Here is an 18,398-nt window from a genome sequence, read left to right on the forward strand (position 1 = left end):
CCCGGGCGCCGGCCGCGGGCGCCCCCCCCCCCCCCCCCCCCCGCCCCGCCCGGCCCGGGCCCCGCCCCCCCCCCGCCGGGGTGCGGCGGATCCGCTCAGCAGATGCGGCGCAGCGCCTCCGCCAGGCTCGACAGGCCGACCGGTCCCAGATCCAGCGCGGCGGTGTGCCAGGCGCGCAGGTCGAAGGCCTCGCCCAGACGCGTCCTGGCCTCCTCGCGGGCCTGCACCCACGCCCGCTCGCCCAGCTTGTAGGAGATGGCCTGGGAGGGCCAGCCGAAGTAGCGCACCACCTCGGCCTCGACCCGGTGCGGCTCGCAGCGGCCCTGCTCGCGCAACACCTCGCACGCCTTCTCGAACGTCCACGCCGAGCCGTCGGGCAGCGGCAGGTCGAGGTGGACGCCCAGGTCGATGACCACCCGGGCGGCGCGCAGGGCCGACCAGTTGAGCATGCCGAGCCGGGTGCCCGGGTCGGTGAACCAGCCCAGCTCGTCGGCCAGCCGCTCGGCGTACAGGCCCCATCCCTCGCCGTGGCCGTCAACCCAGGAGACCTTCGCGAACCTGGACAGCCTGTCCTCGGCCATGCGCATCGCGCCGAACTGCAGGTGGTGGCCGGGAACCCCCTCGTGGAAGATCGTGGTCAGCTCGGTCCAGGTGGCGAAGCGGGAACGCCCCCCGACCGGCCACAGGGTGCGGCCCGGCCGCGACAGGTCCTCGCTGGGCGAGTTGTAGGAGGCCGCGCCGGAGGTGGAGCTCACGTCCACCTCGGCCACGATGCGCCGCAGCGGCTCGGGGATGTCGAAGTGCGTGCCGTGCAACTGCCGGATCGCCCAGTCGTGGCGCTCCTGCAACCACGCCTGGTAGTCCTCCAGGGAGTCGACGGCCTGGGTCTCGTTGAGGATCGCCGTCGCCTCCTCGATCGTCGCGCCCGGCTTGATCCGCTCCACCTCGGCGGCCGTCTCGGCGCCGATGCGCTCCAGCTCCGCCCAGCCCCACGCGTACGCCTCGCGCAGGTCGATGTCGGCGCCCAGGCTGATCCTGGCCGCGACCGCGTAGCGCTCGGCACCCACCGCGTCGGCCTCGCTCGCCCGGGGCGCGTACTCCTCGCGCAGGTAGCGTCCCGCCGCGGCGTAGGCCTCGTGGGCCGCCGCGGCCGCCTCGATCAGCTCCTGCCTGACCGGGCCCTCGCCGTAGGTGGCGACGAAGGCGTCGTGCGCCGGGGGAGTGCCGCCCGCACCGGAGAACTGGTCGGCCTGGTCCGCCATGGCCAGCGCCTGCCTGCGGGCGCCCGGCAGGCCCGTCGCCAGCCCCGCCTCCAGGCTCTCCCGCCATCCGGCGAGCATCTCGGGGATCGCCGCGAGACGGGCGGCGACGTCGCGCCACTCGTCGTCGGTGCCGTGGGGCAGCAGGACGACGCTGGAACGCACCCGGTAGGGCACCCCGTACGGCGCGGCCACCCAGCGGAGCGGCTCGCCCGTGTCGTGCCAGGCCAGCTCGGCCTCCAGCCGCTCCCGCAGGTGCGCGGCGGCCCTGACGTCCGGCTCACCGGCCGGGACCAGCTCGTCGAGACGCTTCAGGGTCGAACGGATCATCTCGGCCCGGGCGGAGCTGCCGGCGGGGCTGTAGTCGGTGGCGGCCACGAAGTCGGACACGATGCCCTCGGCGCCGGTCGCGATCGGGTCCAGTGCCGCCCAGCGGGTGACGTACTCATCGCAAAGCGCGAAGATCGGAGTGCTCATGTCCGAAACGTAGGACGGCCCGGCATCGGCCCCCTATCCCCTCGCTATCGACCCCGCCGACCTGCGGGAACCTGGCGGCGGAGGACGCGTTCGCGCGGCCCGGTGAGCGGCGTTCTCGCCGGTCCGGCGAGATCACCCGGTGTGCGGTGAGAGGACCGTGCCGCGGGGGTGTCCCCGTTCGTGTGGTGTTCGCGGGATGGCGGTCGCCGGAGAAAGCAGAAGACCGCCAGGCCCCCGAGACGGGGTCTGGCGGTCGTTCGACCTGGTCGGCCCATGAGGGTCATGGGCGCCACGGAGCGTGGTGGACGATACAGGGATTGAACCTGTGACCTCTTCCGTGTCAGGGAAGCGCTCTCCCGCTGAGCTAATCGTCCGCATGCGGAAAGACCAGAGGTGGAGACGGGATTTGAACCCGTGTAGACGGCTTTGCAGGCCGTTGCCTCGCCTCTCGGCCACTCCACCGGAGTGAGAGCCCGAAGACCCTTCGAGCGGAAGACGGGATTCGAACCCGCGACCCTCACCTTGGCAAGGTGATGCTCTACCACTGAGCCACTTCCGCGTGTTTCCCCCGGGTTTCACACCCGGTGGCGACGAGAGAACTCTAGCGGGTTTTCCCGACGGTTGCGTAACCGTCCGTTCAACCGGCCGTTCCGCAGGCCCGTCCGACCGGCCCTTCCCGCCGCCTCCCCGGCCGCCTCACCCGGCCGGTCCCGGCTCCGGCGCCGGCGCCGTCTCCGGGGGGCGGCGCAACTGGCGGGCCACGCTCCGCTCGACCGCCGGCAGGGTGAGGAAGATCTCCAGGATGCGGGTGAGGCGGTGCACCTCGATGCGGTGGAAGGCCGGGCCGTCGGAGCGGGCCAGCAGGAAGGTCAGCGCCAGCGGCGGCAGCGGGGCGGCGATCACGTGCAGCCCCGAATCGAGGGTCAGGGCCGTCGGGCGGGCCGGGGTGTCGTCGGGGAAGGGCACCGGCTCGGGGGCCCGCCAGCTCGAGTGCACGGTCGCGCGGGGGACGCGCTCGGTGCCCGCCGAGGCCCAGTCGGCGCTGAACAGCACCGGCATCGAGTCCAGCAGGGTGGCCAGCGCTCGGTCGCCCGCCGTGGTGATGTACTTGAGGATCTCCAGCTCGGGGTAGGTGCCCGGCGCCTCCCGGGTGCCCCAGACACCCTCGATCGTCACCCCCGGCACGCTCTCCAGGCCGTCGATCAGGGCCTGGCGGGGGGCGGAGTCGGGCCAGTGCACGGTGATGTCGTCCAGCGCCCGGCCCTCGCCGCGCTCCAGGACGACCACCTGGGTGATGTCGGCGCCCGCGACGCCGAGGACCCGGGTGACCTTCCCCAGGGAGCCCGGCCGGTCGGGCAGCGCGATCCGCAGTCGCAGGAGCATCCGGGGCCTCCCATGTCACATCCGGCTGAACCAGGGACACCATATCCAGCGAGGATTCGTCCCGCTCGCCGCGGTGCGGTAGAAAAGCCGGGTGGAGTCGTTGAAGCTGGGATCGCTGGAGGTGTGGCCGCCGGTCGTTCTCGCGCCCATGGCCGGGATCACCAACACGGCGTTCCGGGGGCTCTGCCGCGAGCAGGGCGGCGGCCTCTTCGTCTGCGAGATGATCACGACGCGGGCGCTGGTGGAGCGGAACGCCAAGACCTTCAAGATGATCAGGTTCGAGCCGGACGAGAGCCCCCGCAGCCTCCAGCTCTACGGGGTCGACCCGGTGACCGTGGGCAGGGCCGTGCGGATGATCGCCGAGGAGGACCTGGCCGACCACGTCGACCTCAACTTCGGCTGCCCGGTGCCCAAGGTCACCCGCAAGGGCGGCGGCTCCGCCCTGCCGTACAAGCGGAACCTGTTCCGGGCGATCCTGCGCGAGGCCGTGGGCAACGCCGGGACGCTGCCGGTGACCGTGAAGATGCGCAAGGGCATCGACGACGACCACCTCACCTACCTCGACGCCGGGCGGATCGCCGTTCAGGAGGGCGTCTCGGCGATCGCGCTGCACGGCCGCACCGCGATCCAGCACTACGGGGGGATCGCCGACTGGGAGGCGATCGCGCGCCTGAAGGAGAGCGTGCCGGAGATCCCCGTGCTCGGCAACGGCGACATCTGGAGCGCCGCCGACGCGCGCCGCATGATGGACGAGACCGGATGCGACGGCGTCGTCGTGGGCCGGGGCTGCCTGGGCCGCCCCTGGCTCTTCGCGGACCTGGCGGCCATGTGCGAGGGCGTCGAGAAGACCGTCCGCCCCCGGCTGGGCGAGGTCGCCGCGACCATGGACCGGCACGCCACGCTGCTGGCCGAGTGCTTCGAGAGCGAACCGCACGCCGTGGCCGACTTCCGCAAGCACGTCGGGTGGTATCTCAAGGGCTTCACCGTGGGCTCCGGCCTGCGGCGCCGGCTGGCGACCTCCGAGACCCTGGACGGCCTGCGCGAGGGCCTGGCCGAGCTGGAGGCCGGCCAGGCGTGGCCCGAGGGCGCCGACCTGCCGCGCGGCAAGACCAACCCGCGCGACCGCGTCCAGTTGCCGGCCGGCTGGCTGGACGACCCCTACGACCTCGCCGTCCCCTCCGCCGACGCCGAGAACGACACCTCGGGCGGCTGACGCCCCCGGGCCGCCCGTCCGGCGTGCTCCCCGCACCTGCCCCCCCACCGTGCCGATCGACCGCCCCCGCCGTGCCGGCCGACCGGCCGACCGCCCCCGCCGGGCCGTGACGCCCGGCCGTCCCGCCGCGCGGGCCCCGGCCGTGCCGTGCCGGCCGGGAGCGTTCCGTACCGCAGGTGTGACGCGAATGTGACCGCGCTCTGACGGACGCGGGTCAACGATCTCTGTAATCTGCGGTCAGAGGTCGCGGCTCACACCTGGGGACGGCGGTTGGCGAGCACCACTTCAGCGGACGAGTTGATCGCGGAGTTCGACGCGGAACGACCCGCCCGGCGCCTTTCCGGGCCGGTGGCGCGGGCCGTCACGCTGGTGGCCCTCGGCCTGTCGCTCTTCGTCCTCTACCGCGCCTTCCGCGCCGGTGCCGTGCTGCCGTACCGGATGGTCTTCCTCGCGGTCGTGCTGCCGCTGACCTTCGTCTGCTACAAGCCGGGGCGGCGCGGCACCGACCGGCCGGGGGCCGTCGACTGGACGCTGGCCGCCCTGGCGCTGGCCGCCTGCCTCTACCCGCTGGCGGTCTTCGACGACTTCATCCGGCGCGCCTTCGAGCCGACCACGCTCGACGTGGTGGCCGGGACGGTCATCGTGCTGCTGGTGCTGGAGGGCTGCCGGCGTACCGTCGGGTGGATCCTGCCCGCCGTCTGCGTGGCCTTCGCCGCGTACGCCTACTACGGCGGCCACCTGCCCTTCGACTGGGTCGTCGGGCACCGCGGCTACGACCTGGACCGGATCGTGGTCTCGTTCGTGATGGGCACCGACGGCGTGTACGGGGTGCCGCTGGACGTGGCGGCCACGTACATCATCCTGTTCACCGTCTACGGCGCGGTGCTCGACCACTCCGGGGCGGGACGGTTCTTCGTGGACGTCTCCCTGGCCGCGTTCCGCCGCTCGCGCTCCGCGCCCGGCCGCACCGTCACCCTGGCCGGGTTCCTGCTCGGCACGGTCAGCGGCTCGGGCGTGGCGACGACCGTGAGCGTGGGCAGCGTCGCCTGGCCGATCCTGCGCCGGGCGGGCTATCCGCCGGAGCAGGGCGGGGGAGTGCTCGCGGCGGCCGGCATCGGGGCGATCCTGTCGCCGCCCACGCTGGGCGCGGCGGCGTTCATCATCGCCGAGTACCTGCGGGTGAGCTACCTCACCGTGCTGCTGTACGCCACCGTCCCGACGATCCTGTACTACCTGGGCATCTTCCTGGCCATCGAGATCGACGCCCGCCGGTACGGGACACGGGCGGTCGAGGTGGACGCGCCCCACTTCTGGCCGCTGGTCAGAAGGTTCGGCTACCACTTCAGCTCGCTGTTCGTGATCGTCGTCCTGATGGCGCTCGGCCAGTCGCCGTTCCGCGCGGTGGTGTACGCCACCCTGCTGGCCTTCGCGCTCTCCTTCCTCGACCGCGAGCATGCCCTGACCCCCCGCAGGGCGGCGCGGGCCCTGGCCGCGGGGACGACCGGGGTGCTGCCGGTCGCGGTGACCTGCGCGGCGGCCGGTCTGATCGTCGCCGTCGTCACCCTCACCGGGCTGGGCCTCAAGGCGAGCTCGCTGATCGTCGGCGTCTCGGCAGGGAACCTGGCCGTCACCGCGCTGCTGTGCGCGGTCGCGGTGCTCGTGCTCGGCCTGGCGGTGCCGGTGACCGCCTCGTTCGTCATCGCGGCCGTCGTCATCGGGCCCGCGCTGACGGACCTGGGCGTCGGCCAGGCCGAGGCGTACATGTTCATCTTCTACTACGCGGTGCTGTCGGAGGTCAGCCCGCCCACGGCGCTGTCGGCCTTCGCGGCCTCGGCCATCACCGGGGGCGACGCCTACCGGACCATGATCGCGGCTTGGAAGTACACGCTGCCCGCGTTCCTGGTGCCGTTCGCCTTCGTGCTGGCCCCCGGCGGGGCGGCACTGCTGGCCCGGGGCACGTTCGGCGAGATCGTCGCGGCCACCGCGGTCTCGGCGCTGGCGGTCGCCGCGCTGGCCGCCGCCACCGGCGGGCGGCTGCTCGGCCCGGCCGGGCCCGCCGAGCGGGTGCTGTGCGCGGTGGCGGCCGTGTCGCTGCTGTTCCTGTCGCCGCTGCCCGCGCTGGCCGGGGCCGGGCTGCTGCTCCTGGCCGTTCTCCTGCATCTGCTGACACGACGACGAGAGGCGAAACGATGACCGTCAGACGAGTGACCGTCCTGCTGGCTGCGGGGTCGCTGATGCTCGGCGGGCTCCTGGCCGGCTGCGGCGGCGACCGGTCGGCCGAGCAGGCCGCGCGGGGCGGCGACGGCAGCGCCGCCGCGGGGAAGCGGCTGTCGATCGCCACCGGCAACACCACCGGCGTCTACTACGTCCTGGGCGGGGGACTGGCCGACCAGATCGGCAAGCACCTGCCCGGCCACCAGGCCACCGCCGAGGCGACCGGCGCCTCGGTGGAGAACGTGCAGCGCGTCGTCAGGGGTGACTCCGACATCGCCTTCACCCTGGCCGACACCGCCGCCGACGCGGTCGCGGGCAAGGGGGCCTTCACCGCGCCCCAGCCGATCCGCGCCCTGGCCCGCCTCTACGACAACTCCACCCAGGTGGTCGCCGCCACCGCCTCCGGGGTGACGTCGATCGCGGGCCTGAAGGGGAAGCGGGTCTCCACCGGCTCGCCCAACTCCGGCACCGAGGTGATCGCGCTGCGCCTGCTGAAGGCGGCCGGGCTCGACCCTGAGGCGGACGTCGACCGCCAGGCACTCGGCCTGCCCGAGAGCGTGCAGGCCCTCAAGGACGGCGACCTCGACGCGCTGGTCTGGTCGGGCGGCCTGCCGACGCCGGGCATCACCGACCTGTTCACCTCCCTGAAGGGGAAGGTCGCCTTCGTACCGCTGGACGGGGTGCTGCCCGCGATGCGGGCCGAGCACGGCGAGGTGTACGCCGAGGGCACGATCGCCAAGGACGTGTACGGCACCCCGGCCGACGTGTCCACGATCTCGGTGCCCAACCTGCTCGTGGTGAACGAGACGATGGACCCGGCCCTGGCCGGGAGCCTGACGAAGCTGCTCTTCGACCGCAGGGCCGACCTGGAGAAGGTGCACCCGGCGGCCAGGGACATCACCCGCGACAACGCCCCGAGGACCGGCCCGGTGCCGCTGCACGACGGCGCGAAGAGGTACTACGGCTGATCCCCGCGCGGTCGTGCGGGGTCGTGCGGGGTCACGGGCGGGCCAGGTCGCGGCGGAGGTGCTCGGCGGTGTGGGAGCCGCGCGCGGCCAGGAGGCGGGCGGGCGTGCCCTCGAAGACCACCGTGCCTCCCCGGTCGCCGCTCTCGGGCCCCAGGTCGATGACCCAGTCGGCGTTCTTGATCACGTCGAGGTGGTGCTCGACGACGATGACCGTGTTGCCGTCGTCCACCAGGCCGTCCATGATCGTGATCAGGCGCTCGACGTCCGCCAGGTGCAGCCCGGTGGTGGGCTCGTCCAGCACGTAGACGCCGCCCTTCCCGTGGAGCTCCCCGGCGAGTTTGATCCTCTGGCACTCCCCTCCCGACAGGCGGGCGAGCGGCTGGCCGAGCCTGAGGTAGTCCAGGCCCACCTCGTTCAGGGTCCGCAGGATCCGCAGCGCCCCCGGCTCGACGAAGAACTCCAGGGCCTCGCCGGCCGTCATCTCCAGCACGTCGGAGATCGACCTGCCGCGCAGCGTGTGCCGCAGCACCTCGGGCCGGAAGCGCCGCCCCCGGCACGCCTCGCACACGGACGTGATCTCGTCCATGAACGCCAGGTCGGTGTGCACGACCCCCTGGCCCCGGCACTGCGGGCAGGCGCCCCTGGAGTTGAAGCTGAACAGCGCGGGGGCGACGCCGTTCGCGGCGGCGAAGAGCTCGCGGACCTCGTCCATCAGCCCGGTGTAGGTGGCCGGGTTGGAGCGGTTCGAGGTGCCGGCCGCGGCCTGGTCGACCACCGTCGCCCCCGGGTGCCGCGACAGGAACGCCTCGTTGACCAGGGTGCTCTTGCCCGACCCCGCGACCCCGGTGACCACGGTGAGCACCCCGGCCGGGAAGGAGACGGTGACGTCCCTGAGGTTGCGGTCGCTCGCCCCGGTGACGGCCAGCGCGCCGGTCGGCTCCCTGAACGACGTCTTGAGCGGCGGGGTGCGGCGCAGGTGCCGCCCGGTGAGGGTCGGGGCCCGTCGCAGGCCCTCGACGCCGCCCTCGTAGACGATCTCGCCGCCGTGCGTGCCGGCGCGCGGCCCGACGTCCACCACGTGGTCGGCGATCTCGATGACGTCGCGGTCGTGCTCGACGACGAGCACGGTGTTGCCCCTGTCGCGCAGCTCGCGCAGCAGCCCGTTCAGGCGCGCCACGTCGCGCGGGTGCAGCCCGATCGTCGGTTCGTCGAAGATGTACGTCATGTCGGTCAGGCCGCTGCCCAGGTACCTGACCATCTTGATCCGCTGTGACTCCCCGCCGGACAGGGTGGGCGTCGGCCGGTCCAGGCTGAGGTGGCCCAGGCCGATGGCCACCAGGTGCCGCAGCCGGTCCAGGACCGCCGGGACGATCGCCGCCGCGACCGGGTGGTCGATCCCGGCGACCACGTCCACCAGGTGCCGGGCCTCCATCGCGGACAGCTCGGCGATGGTGCGCCCGCCGACCCGGCAGGCCAGCGCGGCCCTGTTGAGCCTGGCGCCCCCGCACGCGGGGCAGGGCCGCTCCGAGGCGAACGCCATCATCGCCTCCCGGCCCGCCCCGCCCCCCTCCCGTCTGACGTGGAGCCGGTCGAACCTCTCGGCCACGCCCTCGTACCTCTGCGGAACGGTGCCGTCCCCCTCCTCGAAGACGACGTCGCGGTCGCTTCCGTGCAGCAGCGTGTCCCACTCGGCATCGGTGTAGGCCTCCAGCGGCCTGTCGTTGTCGAACAGGCCGGAGCGGGCGTACATCTTCCAGTGCCAGTTGCCGACCCGGTGGCCCGGCAGCAGGATCGCGCCCTCGTCGAGCGACCTGGACCGGTCGAAGGCGAGATCCACGTCCAGGACGGTCCTGCGGCCCAGCCCCTCGCACCCGGGGCACATCCCGGCCGGGTCGTTGAAGGAGAACGCGCTGGACAGGCCGGCGGGTGGCGTACCGGCGCGCGAGTAGAGCAGCCTGAGCAGCGGGTGGATGTCGGTGGCGGTGCCGACGGTGGAGCGGGAGTTGCCGCCCAGGCGTCTCTGGCCGATGACGACGGCGGCGGAGAGGCCGGCGATGGCGTCGGCGTCCGGCCGGCCGTGGTGGGGCAGGCGGTTGCGGGCGAAGGAGGTGAAGGTCTCGTTGAGCTGCCGCTGCGACTCCGCGGCGATCGTGTCGAAGACGATGGACGACTTGCCCGACCCCGAGACGCCCGTGAAGACCGTGATCCGTTTCTTGGGGATCCGCAGCGAGACGTTCCTGAGGTTGTTCTCCCTGGCCCCGGTGATCTCGATGTGGCTCATCCCGCCACGCTAACCACGATTCAGGCCGGTTCCTGGCCGCGATCGGTGGCATCGTGGCCGCTATGGCCGACACCACGGGACGGGTGCTGAGACTGCTGTCGCTGCTGCAGGCGCGCCGGGAGTGGCCGGGTCCCGAGCTCGCCGGACGGCTGGAGGTCAGCCCGCGTACGCTCAGGCGCGACATCGGCCGCCTGCGCGAGCTGGGTTACCCGGTGGACGCGACCAGCGGCCCCGCCGGGGGGTACCGGCTGGAGGCGGGCACCGCCATGCCGCCGCTGCTGCTCGACGACGAGGAGGCCGTCGCCATCGCGGTGGGCCTGAGCGCGGCGGCGAGCGGCACGGTCGCCGGGATCGAGGAGACCTCGGTGCGGGCCCTGGTCAAGCTGGAGCAGGTCCTGCCCTCCCGGCTGCGCCTGCGCGTGCGCACCCTGCGGTCGCAGACGCGGCCCGTGGCGCCGATCGGGGCCGTGCCCACCGTCGAGGCGGACACCCTCGCGCTGCTCGCCCAGACCTGCAGGGACCGCGAGCGGATCCGCTTCGGCTACCGCCGCCGCGACGGGCACCGCAGCGAGCGCCTCGCCGACCCGTACCGGCTGGCCTCCACCGGGCGGCGCTGGTACCTCGTGGCGTGGGACACCGGCAGGGAGGACTGGCGGACCTACCGCGTGGACCGGCTGACGTCCCCGCTGGGCACCGGCGTGCGCTTCCCGCCGCGCGAGCCGCCGCCCGGCCACGTCGAGGAGTCGATCGTCGCGCCCCTCAGCCGCCACCGGGCGGTGGTCGTCGTGCACGCGCCGCGCGCCGTGGTCGCCGAGCGCTTCTCGGGGCCCGGCTGGACGCTGGAGGAGCTGGACGACCGCAGCTGCCTGCTGCGCACCGGCGACGACTCGCTGGAGTGGCTGGCGCTCAGCGTCGGGCTGCTCGGCCTGGACTTCACCGTGCGGGAGCCGCCCGAGCTGATCGACCACATCCGGACGCTGGCCGCCCGCCTCCGGGCCGCGACGGAGCCTCCGCCGCACCGATAGACGCCGATGAACGCCCTCAGGTCCCGACGTGGCCTCCACCACGCCGGTGGACGCCGTCAGGCCCCGACGGAGCCGCCGCTGCGCCAGTAGACGTTGTTCTCCCTGCTGAGCATGCCCTCGTCGACCAGGTAGCGCCGCAGCGCCGCGTAGTCGTCGTGGAAGGCGCGCAGCGCGACGTTGACGTCCTTCTCCGAGTAGCGCGCCCCAGGCTCGAACACCTGCACCACGTGGTCGAGCACGACGAGCTGCTTGTCGCGCTTGCTGGGGATCGCCCGCAGCCGCCCCTCGACGAGGAAGGACTGCAGCACCCTCTCCTTGGGGGAGACCGGGGTCGCGGGCCTGGCCGTGGCGTGCAGCAGCTCGCGGAACCGCTCGCGCCGCACCTCCCACCGGCCGCCCTCCCCGCGTACGGCCAGGCCGCCGCGTTCCAGGCGGTCCAGGGCGCGCCTGACCGCCTCCCGCTCCAGGCCGGACTCCTTCTCGGGCTCGCCGCCCAGTGCCAGAGCCGCCAGCACCCGCAGCGTGTCCTCCTGGTACAGCAGGCCCAGCACCTGCCTGATCGCTTCGTCGCTCATCCCGCCATTCTCCCGGGTCACGGCGCGCGGCGTGATCCCGGAGGCGGCCTCAGAGGCGGTTCAGGCCGACGACGTGGACCACCGCGCGGCCCTCCTCGTCGGAGGCGGCCAGGTCGACCTGGGCGTCGATGCCCCAGTCGCCGTCCCCGGCCGGGTCGGCGACGACCTGGCGGACCCGCCAGAACTCCTTCTCCTCCTCGATGCGGAGCAGGCCGGGACCGCGCGCGTCCGGGCCGGTGCCGATCTCCTCGTGGTCGTCGTAGTAGGCGTCGAGCGCGGCGCCCCAGTCGACGTCCGGGGCCAGCCGCTCCAGCTCCGGCTCGTTCTCGATCGCGGCCAGTTCGATCAGGCGGAACATCGCGTTGCGCACCAGCACCCGGAACGCGCGGGTGTTGGCGGTGACCGGCTTGGTGGTCTCCTCCAGGGTGGGCGCCTCGATCTCCCCGGTCGGGTTCTGCAGCTGCTCCCACTCGTCCAGCAGGCTGGAGTCGACCTGGCGGACCAGCTCGCCGAGCCACTCGATGAGGTCGACGAGGTCCTCGGTCTTGAGGTGCTCGGGGATGGTCCGCGACAGGGTGCGGTAGGCGTCGGCGAGGTAGCGCAGGACGGTGCCCTCGGAGCGGGTCAGCTCGTAGAACTGCACGTAGTCGGCGAAGGTCATCGCCCGCTCGTACATGTCGCGCACGACGCTCTTGGGGCTGACCGTGTAGTCGCCCACCCAGGGGTGGCCGCGCCGGTAGGTCTCGTAGGCGCCCAGCAGCAGGTCGGCCAGGGGCATCGGGTAGGTGACGTCGGCCAGGAGCTCCATCCGCTCCTCGTACTCGACGCCGTCGGACTTCATCTGCGCCACCGCCTCGCCGCGCGCCTTGTTGAGCTGCGCGGACAGGATCTGGCGGGGGTCGTCGAGGATGGACTCGATGATCGAGACCATGTCCAGGGCGTAGTTCGGCGACTCCATGTCGAGGATCTCCAGGCTCGCCAGCGCGAAGGTGGACAGCGCCTGGTTCAGCGCGAAGTCCTCCTGGAGGTCGACGGTGAGACGGGCCAGCCGGCCCTGGTCGTCGGGCTCGGCGAGCTTCTCCACCACGCCCCCGGCCAGCAGCGACCGGTAGATCGCGATGGCCTGGGAGATGTGCCGCCGCTGCCACCTGCGGTCCTCGTGGTTGTCGGTCAGCAGGTGGCGCATGGCCGCGTAGCAGTCGCCGGGACGGTTGATCACCGCCAGCAGCATGGCGTTGCTGACCTTGAAGCGGGAGTTCAGCGGCTCCGGCTCGGCGGTCTGCAGCTTCTCGAAGGTGTCCTCGCTCCAGCCGACGAAGCCCTCCGGCGGCTTCTTGCGGGCGAACCCGCGCCGCCTCTTGGGGTCGTCGCCGATCTTGGCGAGGGCCTTCTCGTTCTCGACCACGTGGTCGGGCGCCTGGCAGACGACGTAGCCGATGGTGTCGAACCCGGCCCGCCCGGCCCGCCCGGCGATCTGGTGGAACTCGCGGGCGCGCAGCCGGCGCACCTTGTTGCCGTCGTACTTCGACAGCGCGGTGAACAGCACGGTCCTGATCGGGACGTTCACGCCGACGCCGAGCGTGTCGGTGCCGCAGATGACCTTCAGCAGGCCGGCCTGGGCCAGGCGCTCGACCAGGCGGCGGTACTTGGGCAGCATCCCGGCGTGGTGGACGCCGATGCCGTGCCGCACCAGGCGGGAGAGGGCCTGGCCGAACTTGGTGGTGAACCGGAAGCGGCCGATCATGGAGGCGATCGCCTCCTTCTCGGCCTTGGTCGACATGTTGATGCTCATCAGCGCCTGCGCCCGCTCCATGGCCGAGGCCTGGGTGAAGTGGACGACGTAGACCGGGTACTGGTTGGTGGTGAGCATCTCCTCCAGCGTCTCGTGCAGCGGGGTCATCCGGTAGGAGTACACCAGCGGCACCGGGCGCTCGGCGTTCTTGACCGTCGCGGTGGGCCTGCCGGTGCGCCGGGTGAGGTCCTCCTCGAACCTGGTGACGTCCCCCAGGGTCGCCGACATCAGGATGAACTGGACGTTCGGCAGCTCCAGCAGCGGCACCTGCCAGGCCCAGCCCCGGTCGGGCTCGGAGTAGAAGTGGAACTCGTCCATCACGACCTGGCCGATGTCGGCCTGGGCGCCGTCGCGGAGCGCGACGTTGGCGAGGATCTCCGCGGTGCAGCAGATGATCGGCGCCCCCGGGTTCACGCTGGCGTCGCCGGTCATCATCCCGACGTTCTCGGTGCCGAACACCGCGCACAGGTCGAAGAACTTCTCCGACACCAGCGCCTTGATCGGCGCGGTGTAGAAGGTGCGCACGTCCCTGGTCAGCGCGGTGAAGTGGGCTCCGGCGGCGACCAGGCTCTTGCCCGAGCCGGTCGGGGTGGCCAGGATCAGGTTGTTGCCCGAGACCACCTCGATCAGAGCCTCCTCCTGCGCGGGATAGAGGGTCAGCCCCCGCTCGGAGTTCCACTCGACGAACGCGTCGAAGATGGTGTCGGGGTCGGCGTCGATCTCTTCTGGCAGGCGGTCTACAAGGCTCACGGTCCAATACTGCCGAAGAACTCGCGGTGGTCGGACCGCCGGGGGCGACGGATCACCCCGTGTTCGCCGGAAAACACGCGACCTGGCCTTATCGTGACCGGCTTTTTACGACCTCACGAAGGGGGCGGCTCCTGGAGCGCGGGGACACCGGTGTCGCGCTTGAGGTAGGTGTAGGGGAAGCCCGAGCCGATGACCTCCCAGCCCTCCGCGGACAGCCCGCGGACCCTGCCCGGCGACATCGGCGACACCGTCACCCGCGCGTGCTCCCACTGGGTGCCGGAGCGGACGACGCGGTGGTAGGCGGCGCCGAACTCCACGCTGTGCCAGCCGTACCGGCCCGCCAGGGCGAGCTCGCGCATCTCGTCGAACGTGGTGGTCGGGCCGAGGATGCGCTCGCGGGGGTCCAGCCCGGTGCCGCTGGGGGCCAGGGGCGGCGCGAACCGCTTCTGCGCCGCCTGTTTCGTCATCCCGAGCGTGGCGCCGATGCTCTGCCAGGTGACCCCGGCGGCGCGGGCCGAGGCGACGGTCGTGCGCAGCAGCGTGGTCGCCTCCCCCTGCAGCGCGGCGGCCCCGGCGACCAGCCGCAGGAAGTCCTCGGTGTCGTACGGGTCCTCGACGGCCGTGTTCTCCATCAGGATCCGGGTGAGGGCCTCGTGGACGGCGTCGGAACCGGCCCGGTCGGAACCGGCCCGGTCAGTGGTCATCGCCGGCCCGTTCGGGCAGCGTCTTCGAGGGCTGCCACCCGCCCCGCTGCCGGTAGAGGAGCCGGGTGCCGGTGTAGACGAGGGCGAGGATCGCGACGACGGCGACGATCTCCAGCCAGCGGGGGAGATCGAACAGGACGATCGGCAGGCCGATGAACGGCGGGATCATCAGCAACGTGTAGCCGAGGGTCCACGTGCGTTGGACAGATGAGGACATGCGTCAACCATAGGTTGACGCAGTCGATTTCGTCAACCGATCGTTGACGACCGGGCGGTGCGCGTGAGCGGGCCGGTCAGCGCCAGCCCCGCCACGAGCGCGCCCGTCCCGATCACGGGCACGACCCCCGGCACGAAACCGGCCACGGTGAACGTGAGCAGCCCCAGCCCCACCAGGACGGTGGCCGTCGCGGCCCTGACCGGCCCGCCGGTGGAGGGCCCGCCCGCAGGGGGGGTCTCGAAGCGGGTGAACCCCCGCAGCAGCGGCCACATCGCCAGGGAGAGCAGGAGCAGCCAGTGGGGCCAGCCCGACGTCCAGGCCGGGCTGCCCGGCTCGGGCGTCGAGACGCCCAGCCCCACCACGACCACCGAGACGATGACGAACAGCGCGCTCATGTGCCACAGGTAGAGGGTCATCATCCGGCCCGAGGCCCAGCCCAGCGCCCGCGCCACCCCGGGCCAGCGCGCCAGGGAGACGATCCACCGGCGCAGGGCCAGCGCCAGCCCGATCTGCCCGGCCCCCACCGCCAGCAGCGCGACCGTGGGCGGGGCCATGTTGGAGACCGCCCCCGGCATCCCGATCATGCTGGCCGGATAGGGGCCGAAGGCCACCAGCGCCGCCGCCGTGCCGTACCCGCCCAGCGCCATCGCCCAGGGGCGGGTCAGCCGGCCGTCGGCGTACAGGAAGCCGAGCTGGTACACCGCGAGCCAGACCAGCACCGTGTTGGGCAGGCCGGCCACCTCCAGGTCGCCGGCGAAACGCAGGACGTCCACCGCCACGGCCGCCGCCGCCAGCACGGCGGGCACCCGCCAGCCGTACGCCGCGTTCAGCCGGAGCATCGGCGTGGTCGCCGCCACCGCGACGAGATAGACCACCAGGAACCACAGGAGCTGCCCGGCCAGCCGCGAGGCGGTCGCGACCGGCTGCTCGGGGATGCCGAGCGCCGTCAGCAGGTGCGGCAGCGGGACCCAGACCGCCGCCAGCGGCAGCACCGGCCAGGCCAGCCTGCGCACGCGCGCCGCCAGCCACGTGGCGGGCGCGTCGCCGCGCCGCGCCGCACGGCGGCGGCTGATCGCCCCGGCCGCGCCGCCCGCGAAGAAGACCAGCGGCATCACCTGACTGATCCAGGTGATCGCCCACGCGTTCCCCCAGGCCAGCGCGTTCCCGGTGACGATCCGGTCCCCGGCGAAGGACAGCACCGGCATGCTCCAGTGCTGGAGCACCACCAGCGCCATGCCGAACACCCTCAGCACGTCGACGAAGGGGTCACGGCCCCCGGGCGCCCGCTCCGCACGGGGCACCGGCACGACCGGCGGGGACACGGGGGCGGCGGCGGGTACGGAGGCGGTCACCGGCCGGATCGTCGGCCGGGTTGCCGGTTGGGGGATCACGGCGGTCACGGGGTCTCGATTCTCCACGGGGACGGATGAGGCAATGGGAAAAGCCTCCTCCACGGGCCCCGGCGGCACACTGACGCGGACAGCAGTCTTCGGGACGGAGGACACCACCGGCGGGGGTAGGGCTGGCCCCACCCCGCAAGGAGGGTCCACGGGGTCGATCCGCGTGGCCCGCCCCCCTAGCGTTGGTCGCATGAGACCCCTGCTGCGGCGCATCGGAACCGACACCCGCTACCTGGTCGTGGGTTTCCCCCTGTCGATCATCTGGTTCGTCCTGATGGTGGCGGGTTTCGCCGCCGGAGTGGGGTCGGCCGTCGCCTTCGTGGGCCTGCCCGTCCTCGCGACGACCCTGCTGGTCGCCCGGGGCTTCGCCGACGTCGAACGGCGCTGGCTGCCCGAGGTGCTCGGACGCCCGGTCGCCCGGCCGAGGTACCGGCCGGCCCCGCCGACGGCCGGGTGGTTCCGCAGGATGATCAACCCGTTCACCAACGGCCAGTCGTGGCTGGACCTGCTCTACGGCATCGTGGCCTTCCCGATCTCCATCGTCACCTTCGTGCTGACGGTGGTCTGGTGGTTCGGGGCGATCGCCGGCCTGACCTATCCGCTCTACGGATGGATCGTCTACGCCATCCCCGGCAACGACGGTGGGCTCGGCAGGCTCCTCGGCCTGGGCGACGGCCTGTGGGCCGACGTGCTCGTCAACACCGTCGTCGGGATGCTGTTCACGATCACCCTTCCGATGATCGTGCGGGGTGCCGCGCTGGTCCAGGCCGGGCTCGGCCGGGCCATGCTGACCGGGGTGGCCGAGCTGCACGAGCGCATCGACGACCTGGCCGAGGGCCGGGCCGCCGCGGTCTCGGCCGAGGCCAACGCGTTGCGAAGGCTGGAGCGCGACATCCACGACGGGCCCCAGCAGCGCCTGGTCTCCCTGGCCATGGACCTGTCGCGGGCCCAGCGCCAGCTCAAGCGCGACCCCGGGGCCGTGGACCAGATGCTCGCTCAGGCCATCACCTCCACCCGCGAGACCCTGGACGAGCTGCGCGCCCTCTCGCGCGGGATCGCCCCGCCCATCCTCAGCGACCGCGGCCTGGCCCCGGCGCTCGCCGCGCTCGCCGGCCGCTGCACGATCCCGGTCGAGCTGGACCTGCAGATCGAGCAGCGCTTCCCCGCCGCCGTGGAGAACACCGTCTACTTCGTCGTCGCCGAGTCCCTCACCAACGTGGCCAAGCACAGCCGCGCCACGGTCTGCACCGTGACGCTCACCAGGACCGGGGACTTCCTGATGCTCACGATCGGGGATGATGGGGTCGGCGGCGCGCACGTCGCCAAGGGGCACGGCCTGTCCGGTCTCGGCGACCGCCTCAAGGCGGTGGACGGCGAGCTGGTGGTCGATTCACCCGTCGGCGGGCCGACGGTCATAGTGGCGGAGGTTCCGTGCGGGTAGTGGTGGCCGATGACGCGGTGCTGATCAGGGAGGGGCTGATCAGGCTCCTGGAGGAGTTCGGATGCCAGGTGGTCGCCGCGGTGGGGGACGGCGACGGCCTGGTCGCCGCCGTCGCCGAGCACAGGCCCGACGTCTCGGTGGTGGACGTGCGGATGCCGCCGGGCTTCACCGACGAGGGGCTCCGGGCGGCGGTGGAGGCGCGCCGCAGGGTGCCGGGCACCCCGGTGCTGATCCTCTCCCAGTACGTGGAGGTCTCCTACGCCGACGACCTGCTCGCCGACGCCAGGGGCGCGGTGGGCTACCTGCTCAAGGACCGCGTCGTGGACGTGGACGACTTCATGGGCGGCCTGCGCACGGTCGCGGCCGGCGGCACGGTCTTCGACCCCCAGGTGGTGGCGCAGCTCATGGTGCGGCGCAGGCGCGACGACCCCCTCGCCCAGCTCACCCCGCGCGAGCGCGAGGTGCTCGGCCTGATGGCCGAGGGCAGGTCCAACCCGGCCATCGGCCGCCAGCTCGTGGTCAGCGACGGCGCCGTGGAGAAGCACATCCGCAGTATCTTCGCCAAGCTCGGCCTGTACGCCGAGGACGGCGACCAGCACCGCCGGGTCCTCGCGGTCCTGGCCTACCTGCGCTCCTGAACCGCGTCCCGGCCGGGCCCCGAGCGCGTCCCGGCCGGGTCCTGGGCGTGTCCCGGCCCCG

The 18,398-nt window shown here is 72.8% G+C and carries 14 protein-coding genes and 3 tRNA genes; 6 read left to right on the forward strand and 11 right to left on the reverse strand.

The genetic code is table 11. From position 1 onward, the window contains the following. Positions 1-95: 95 nt before the first annotated feature. The 5 genes from ACLQ2R_RS07350 to ACLQ2R_RS07370 form a co-directional block, all read right to left on the reverse strand. The gene (locus ACLQ2R_RS07350) at positions 96-1,736 is read right to left on the reverse strand and encodes a DUF885 domain-containing protein (protein WP_425958569.1); all 1,641 of its coding nucleotides are present in this window, start codon (positions 1,734-1,736) and stop codon (positions 96-98) included. Positions 1,737-2,035: 299 nt separating this feature from the next. Further along, positions 2,036-2,110: transfer RNA gene (locus tag ACLQ2R_RS07355), tRNA-Val, on the reverse strand. 17 nt (positions 2,111-2,127) lie between these two features. Further along, positions 2,128-2,198, reverse strand: a tRNA-Cys gene (locus ACLQ2R_RS07360). A gap of 25 nt (positions 2,199-2,223) precedes the next feature. After that, positions 2,224-2,295 (reverse strand) — tRNA-Gly (locus ACLQ2R_RS07365). A 137-nt stretch (positions 2,296-2,432) separates the two neighbouring features. Further along, positions 2,433-3,119, reverse strand: coding sequence for an amino acid-binding protein (locus tag ACLQ2R_RS07370; protein WP_425958570.1), 687 nt, complete (start codon positions 3,117-3,119; stop codon positions 2,433-2,435). 91 nt (positions 3,120-3,210) lie between these two features. On the opposite strand from ACLQ2R_RS07370, the gene dusB reads away from it, so the two are divergent. The 3 genes from dusB (at position 3,211) to ACLQ2R_RS07385 (ending at position 7,514) form a co-directional block, all read left to right on the forward strand. Then, positions 3,211-4,332, forward strand: coding sequence for a tRNA dihydrouridine synthase DusB (gene dusB, locus ACLQ2R_RS07375; protein WP_425958572.1), 1,122 nt, complete (start codon positions 3,211-3,213; stop codon positions 4,330-4,332). A gap of 270 nt (positions 4,333-4,602) precedes the next feature. Next, positions 4,603-6,525, forward strand: coding sequence for a TRAP transporter permease (locus ACLQ2R_RS07380; protein ID WP_425958573.1), 1,923 nt, complete (start codon positions 4,603-4,605; stop codon positions 6,523-6,525). After that, complete coding sequence (locus ACLQ2R_RS07385; protein ID WP_425958574.1) at positions 6,522-7,514, forward strand: TAXI family TRAP transporter solute-binding subunit; 993 nt, start codon at positions 6,522-6,524, stop codon at positions 7,512-7,514. The genes ACLQ2R_RS07380 and ACLQ2R_RS07385 overlap by 4 nt, the downstream gene beginning before the upstream one ends. Positions 7,515-7,545: 31 nt before the next feature. Here the strand turns inward: ACLQ2R_RS07385 and ACLQ2R_RS07390 are convergent, their stop codons facing one another. Further along, entirely contained in the window at positions 7,546-9,795 is a 2,250-nt protein-coding gene (locus ACLQ2R_RS07390; RefSeq protein WP_425958575.1) for an ATP-binding cassette domain-containing protein, read from the reverse strand. Between the two features lie 62 nt (positions 9,796-9,857). Between ACLQ2R_RS07390 and ACLQ2R_RS07395 the strand changes: the two genes are divergently transcribed. Next, positions 9,858-10,820 carry a helix-turn-helix transcriptional regulator gene (locus tag ACLQ2R_RS07395; RefSeq protein WP_425958576.1) on the forward strand — a complete coding sequence of 321 codons (963 nt, stop codon included), beginning with the start codon at positions 9,858-9,860 and terminating at the stop codon, positions 10,818-10,820. Positions 10,821-10,876: 56 nt separating this feature from the next. Here ACLQ2R_RS07395 and ACLQ2R_RS07400 read toward each other — a convergent pair whose 3' ends face one another. From ACLQ2R_RS07400 to ACLQ2R_RS07420, 5 genes are all read right to left on the reverse strand, one after another. Continuing rightward, positions 10,877-11,395 (reverse strand): DUF2087 domain-containing protein, encoded by a 519-nt coding sequence (locus ACLQ2R_RS07400; RefSeq protein ID WP_425958577.1) that lies wholly within the window; start codon positions 11,393-11,395, stop codon positions 10,877-10,879. Positions 11,396-11,444: 49 nt separating this feature from the next. Beyond that, positions 11,445-13,937: a DEAD/DEAH box helicase gene (locus ACLQ2R_RS07405; RefSeq protein ID WP_425958578.1), complete on the reverse strand. Its 2,493-nt coding sequence runs from the start codon at positions 13,935-13,937 to the stop codon at positions 11,445-11,447. 113 nt (positions 13,938-14,050) lie between these two features. Further along, a complete protein-coding gene (locus tag ACLQ2R_RS07410; protein ID WP_425958579.1) occupies positions 14,051-14,641 on the reverse strand; it encodes a hypothetical protein in 591 nt (196 codons plus the stop codon). Continuing rightward, the gene (locus ACLQ2R_RS07415; RefSeq protein ID WP_425958580.1) at positions 14,631-14,858 is read right to left on the reverse strand and encodes a hypothetical protein; all 228 of its coding nucleotides are present in this window, start codon (positions 14,856-14,858) and stop codon (positions 14,631-14,633) included. The genes ACLQ2R_RS07410 and ACLQ2R_RS07415 overlap by 11 nt, the downstream gene beginning before the upstream one ends. Positions 14,859-14,890: 32 nt before the next feature. Further along, complete coding sequence (locus ACLQ2R_RS07420) at positions 14,891-16,210, reverse strand: acyltransferase family protein (RefSeq protein WP_425958581.1); 1,320 nt, start codon at positions 16,208-16,210, stop codon at positions 14,891-14,893. A 238-nt stretch (positions 16,211-16,448) separates the two neighbouring features. Between ACLQ2R_RS07420 and ACLQ2R_RS07425 the strand changes: the two genes are divergently transcribed. Both ACLQ2R_RS07425 and ACLQ2R_RS07430 read left to right on the forward strand, forming a co-directional pair. Further along, positions 16,449-17,699: a sensor histidine kinase gene (locus tag ACLQ2R_RS07425; protein WP_425958582.1), complete on the forward strand. Its 1,251-nt coding sequence runs from the start codon at positions 16,449-16,451 to the stop codon at positions 17,697-17,699. Beyond that, positions 17,690-18,337 (forward strand): response regulator, encoded by a 648-nt coding sequence (locus ACLQ2R_RS07430; protein WP_386237736.1) that lies wholly within the window; start codon positions 17,690-17,692, stop codon positions 18,335-18,337. Before ACLQ2R_RS07425 ends, ACLQ2R_RS07430 begins: the two co-directional genes overlap by 10 nt. The last annotated feature ends 61 nt before the right edge of the window (positions 18,338-18,398 follow it).

Origin of the sequence: Streptosporangium sp. DT93, from assembly GCF_049844535.1 — a bacterium.
Taxonomy (GTDB): domain Bacteria; phylum Actinomycetota; class Actinomycetes; order Streptosporangiales; family Streptosporangiaceae; genus Streptosporangium.

Bases quoted from the DNA above. Each gene is read 5' to 3' on its own strand.
- ACLQ2R_RS07390 (WP_425958575.1), bottom strand. From the start codon at position 9,795: ATGAGCCACATCGAGATCACCGGGGCCAGGGAGAACAACCTCAGGAAC.
- ACLQ2R_RS07415 (WP_425958580.1), bottom strand. From the start codon at position 14,858: ATGTCCTCATCTGTCCAACGCACGTGGACCCTCGGCTACACGTTGCTG.
- ACLQ2R_RS07370 (WP_425958570.1), bottom strand. From the start codon at position 3,119: ATGCTCCTGCGACTGCGGATCGCGCTGCCCGACCGGCCGGGCTCCCTG.
- ACLQ2R_RS07385 (WP_425958574.1), top strand. From the start codon at position 6,522: ATGACCGTCAGACGAGTGACCGTCCTGCTGGCTGCGGGGTCGCTGATG.
- ACLQ2R_RS07350 (WP_425958569.1), bottom strand. From the start codon at position 1,736: ATGAGCACTCCGATCTTCGCGCTTTGCGATGAGTACGTCACCCGCTGG.
- ACLQ2R_RS07395 (WP_425958576.1), top strand. From the start codon at position 9,858: ATGGCCGACACCACGGGACGGGTGCTGAGACTGCTGTCGCTGCTGCAG.
- ACLQ2R_RS07410 (WP_425958579.1), bottom strand. From the start codon at position 14,641: ATGACCACTGACCGGGCCGGTTCCGACCGGGCCGGTTCCGACGCCGTC.
- ACLQ2R_RS07400 (WP_425958577.1), bottom strand. From the start codon at position 11,395: ATGAGCGACGAAGCGATCAGGCAGGTGCTGGGCCTGCTGTACCAGGAG.
- ACLQ2R_RS07425 (WP_425958582.1), top strand. From the start codon at position 16,449: ATGAGACCCCTGCTGCGGCGCATCGGAACCGACACCCGCTACCTGGTC.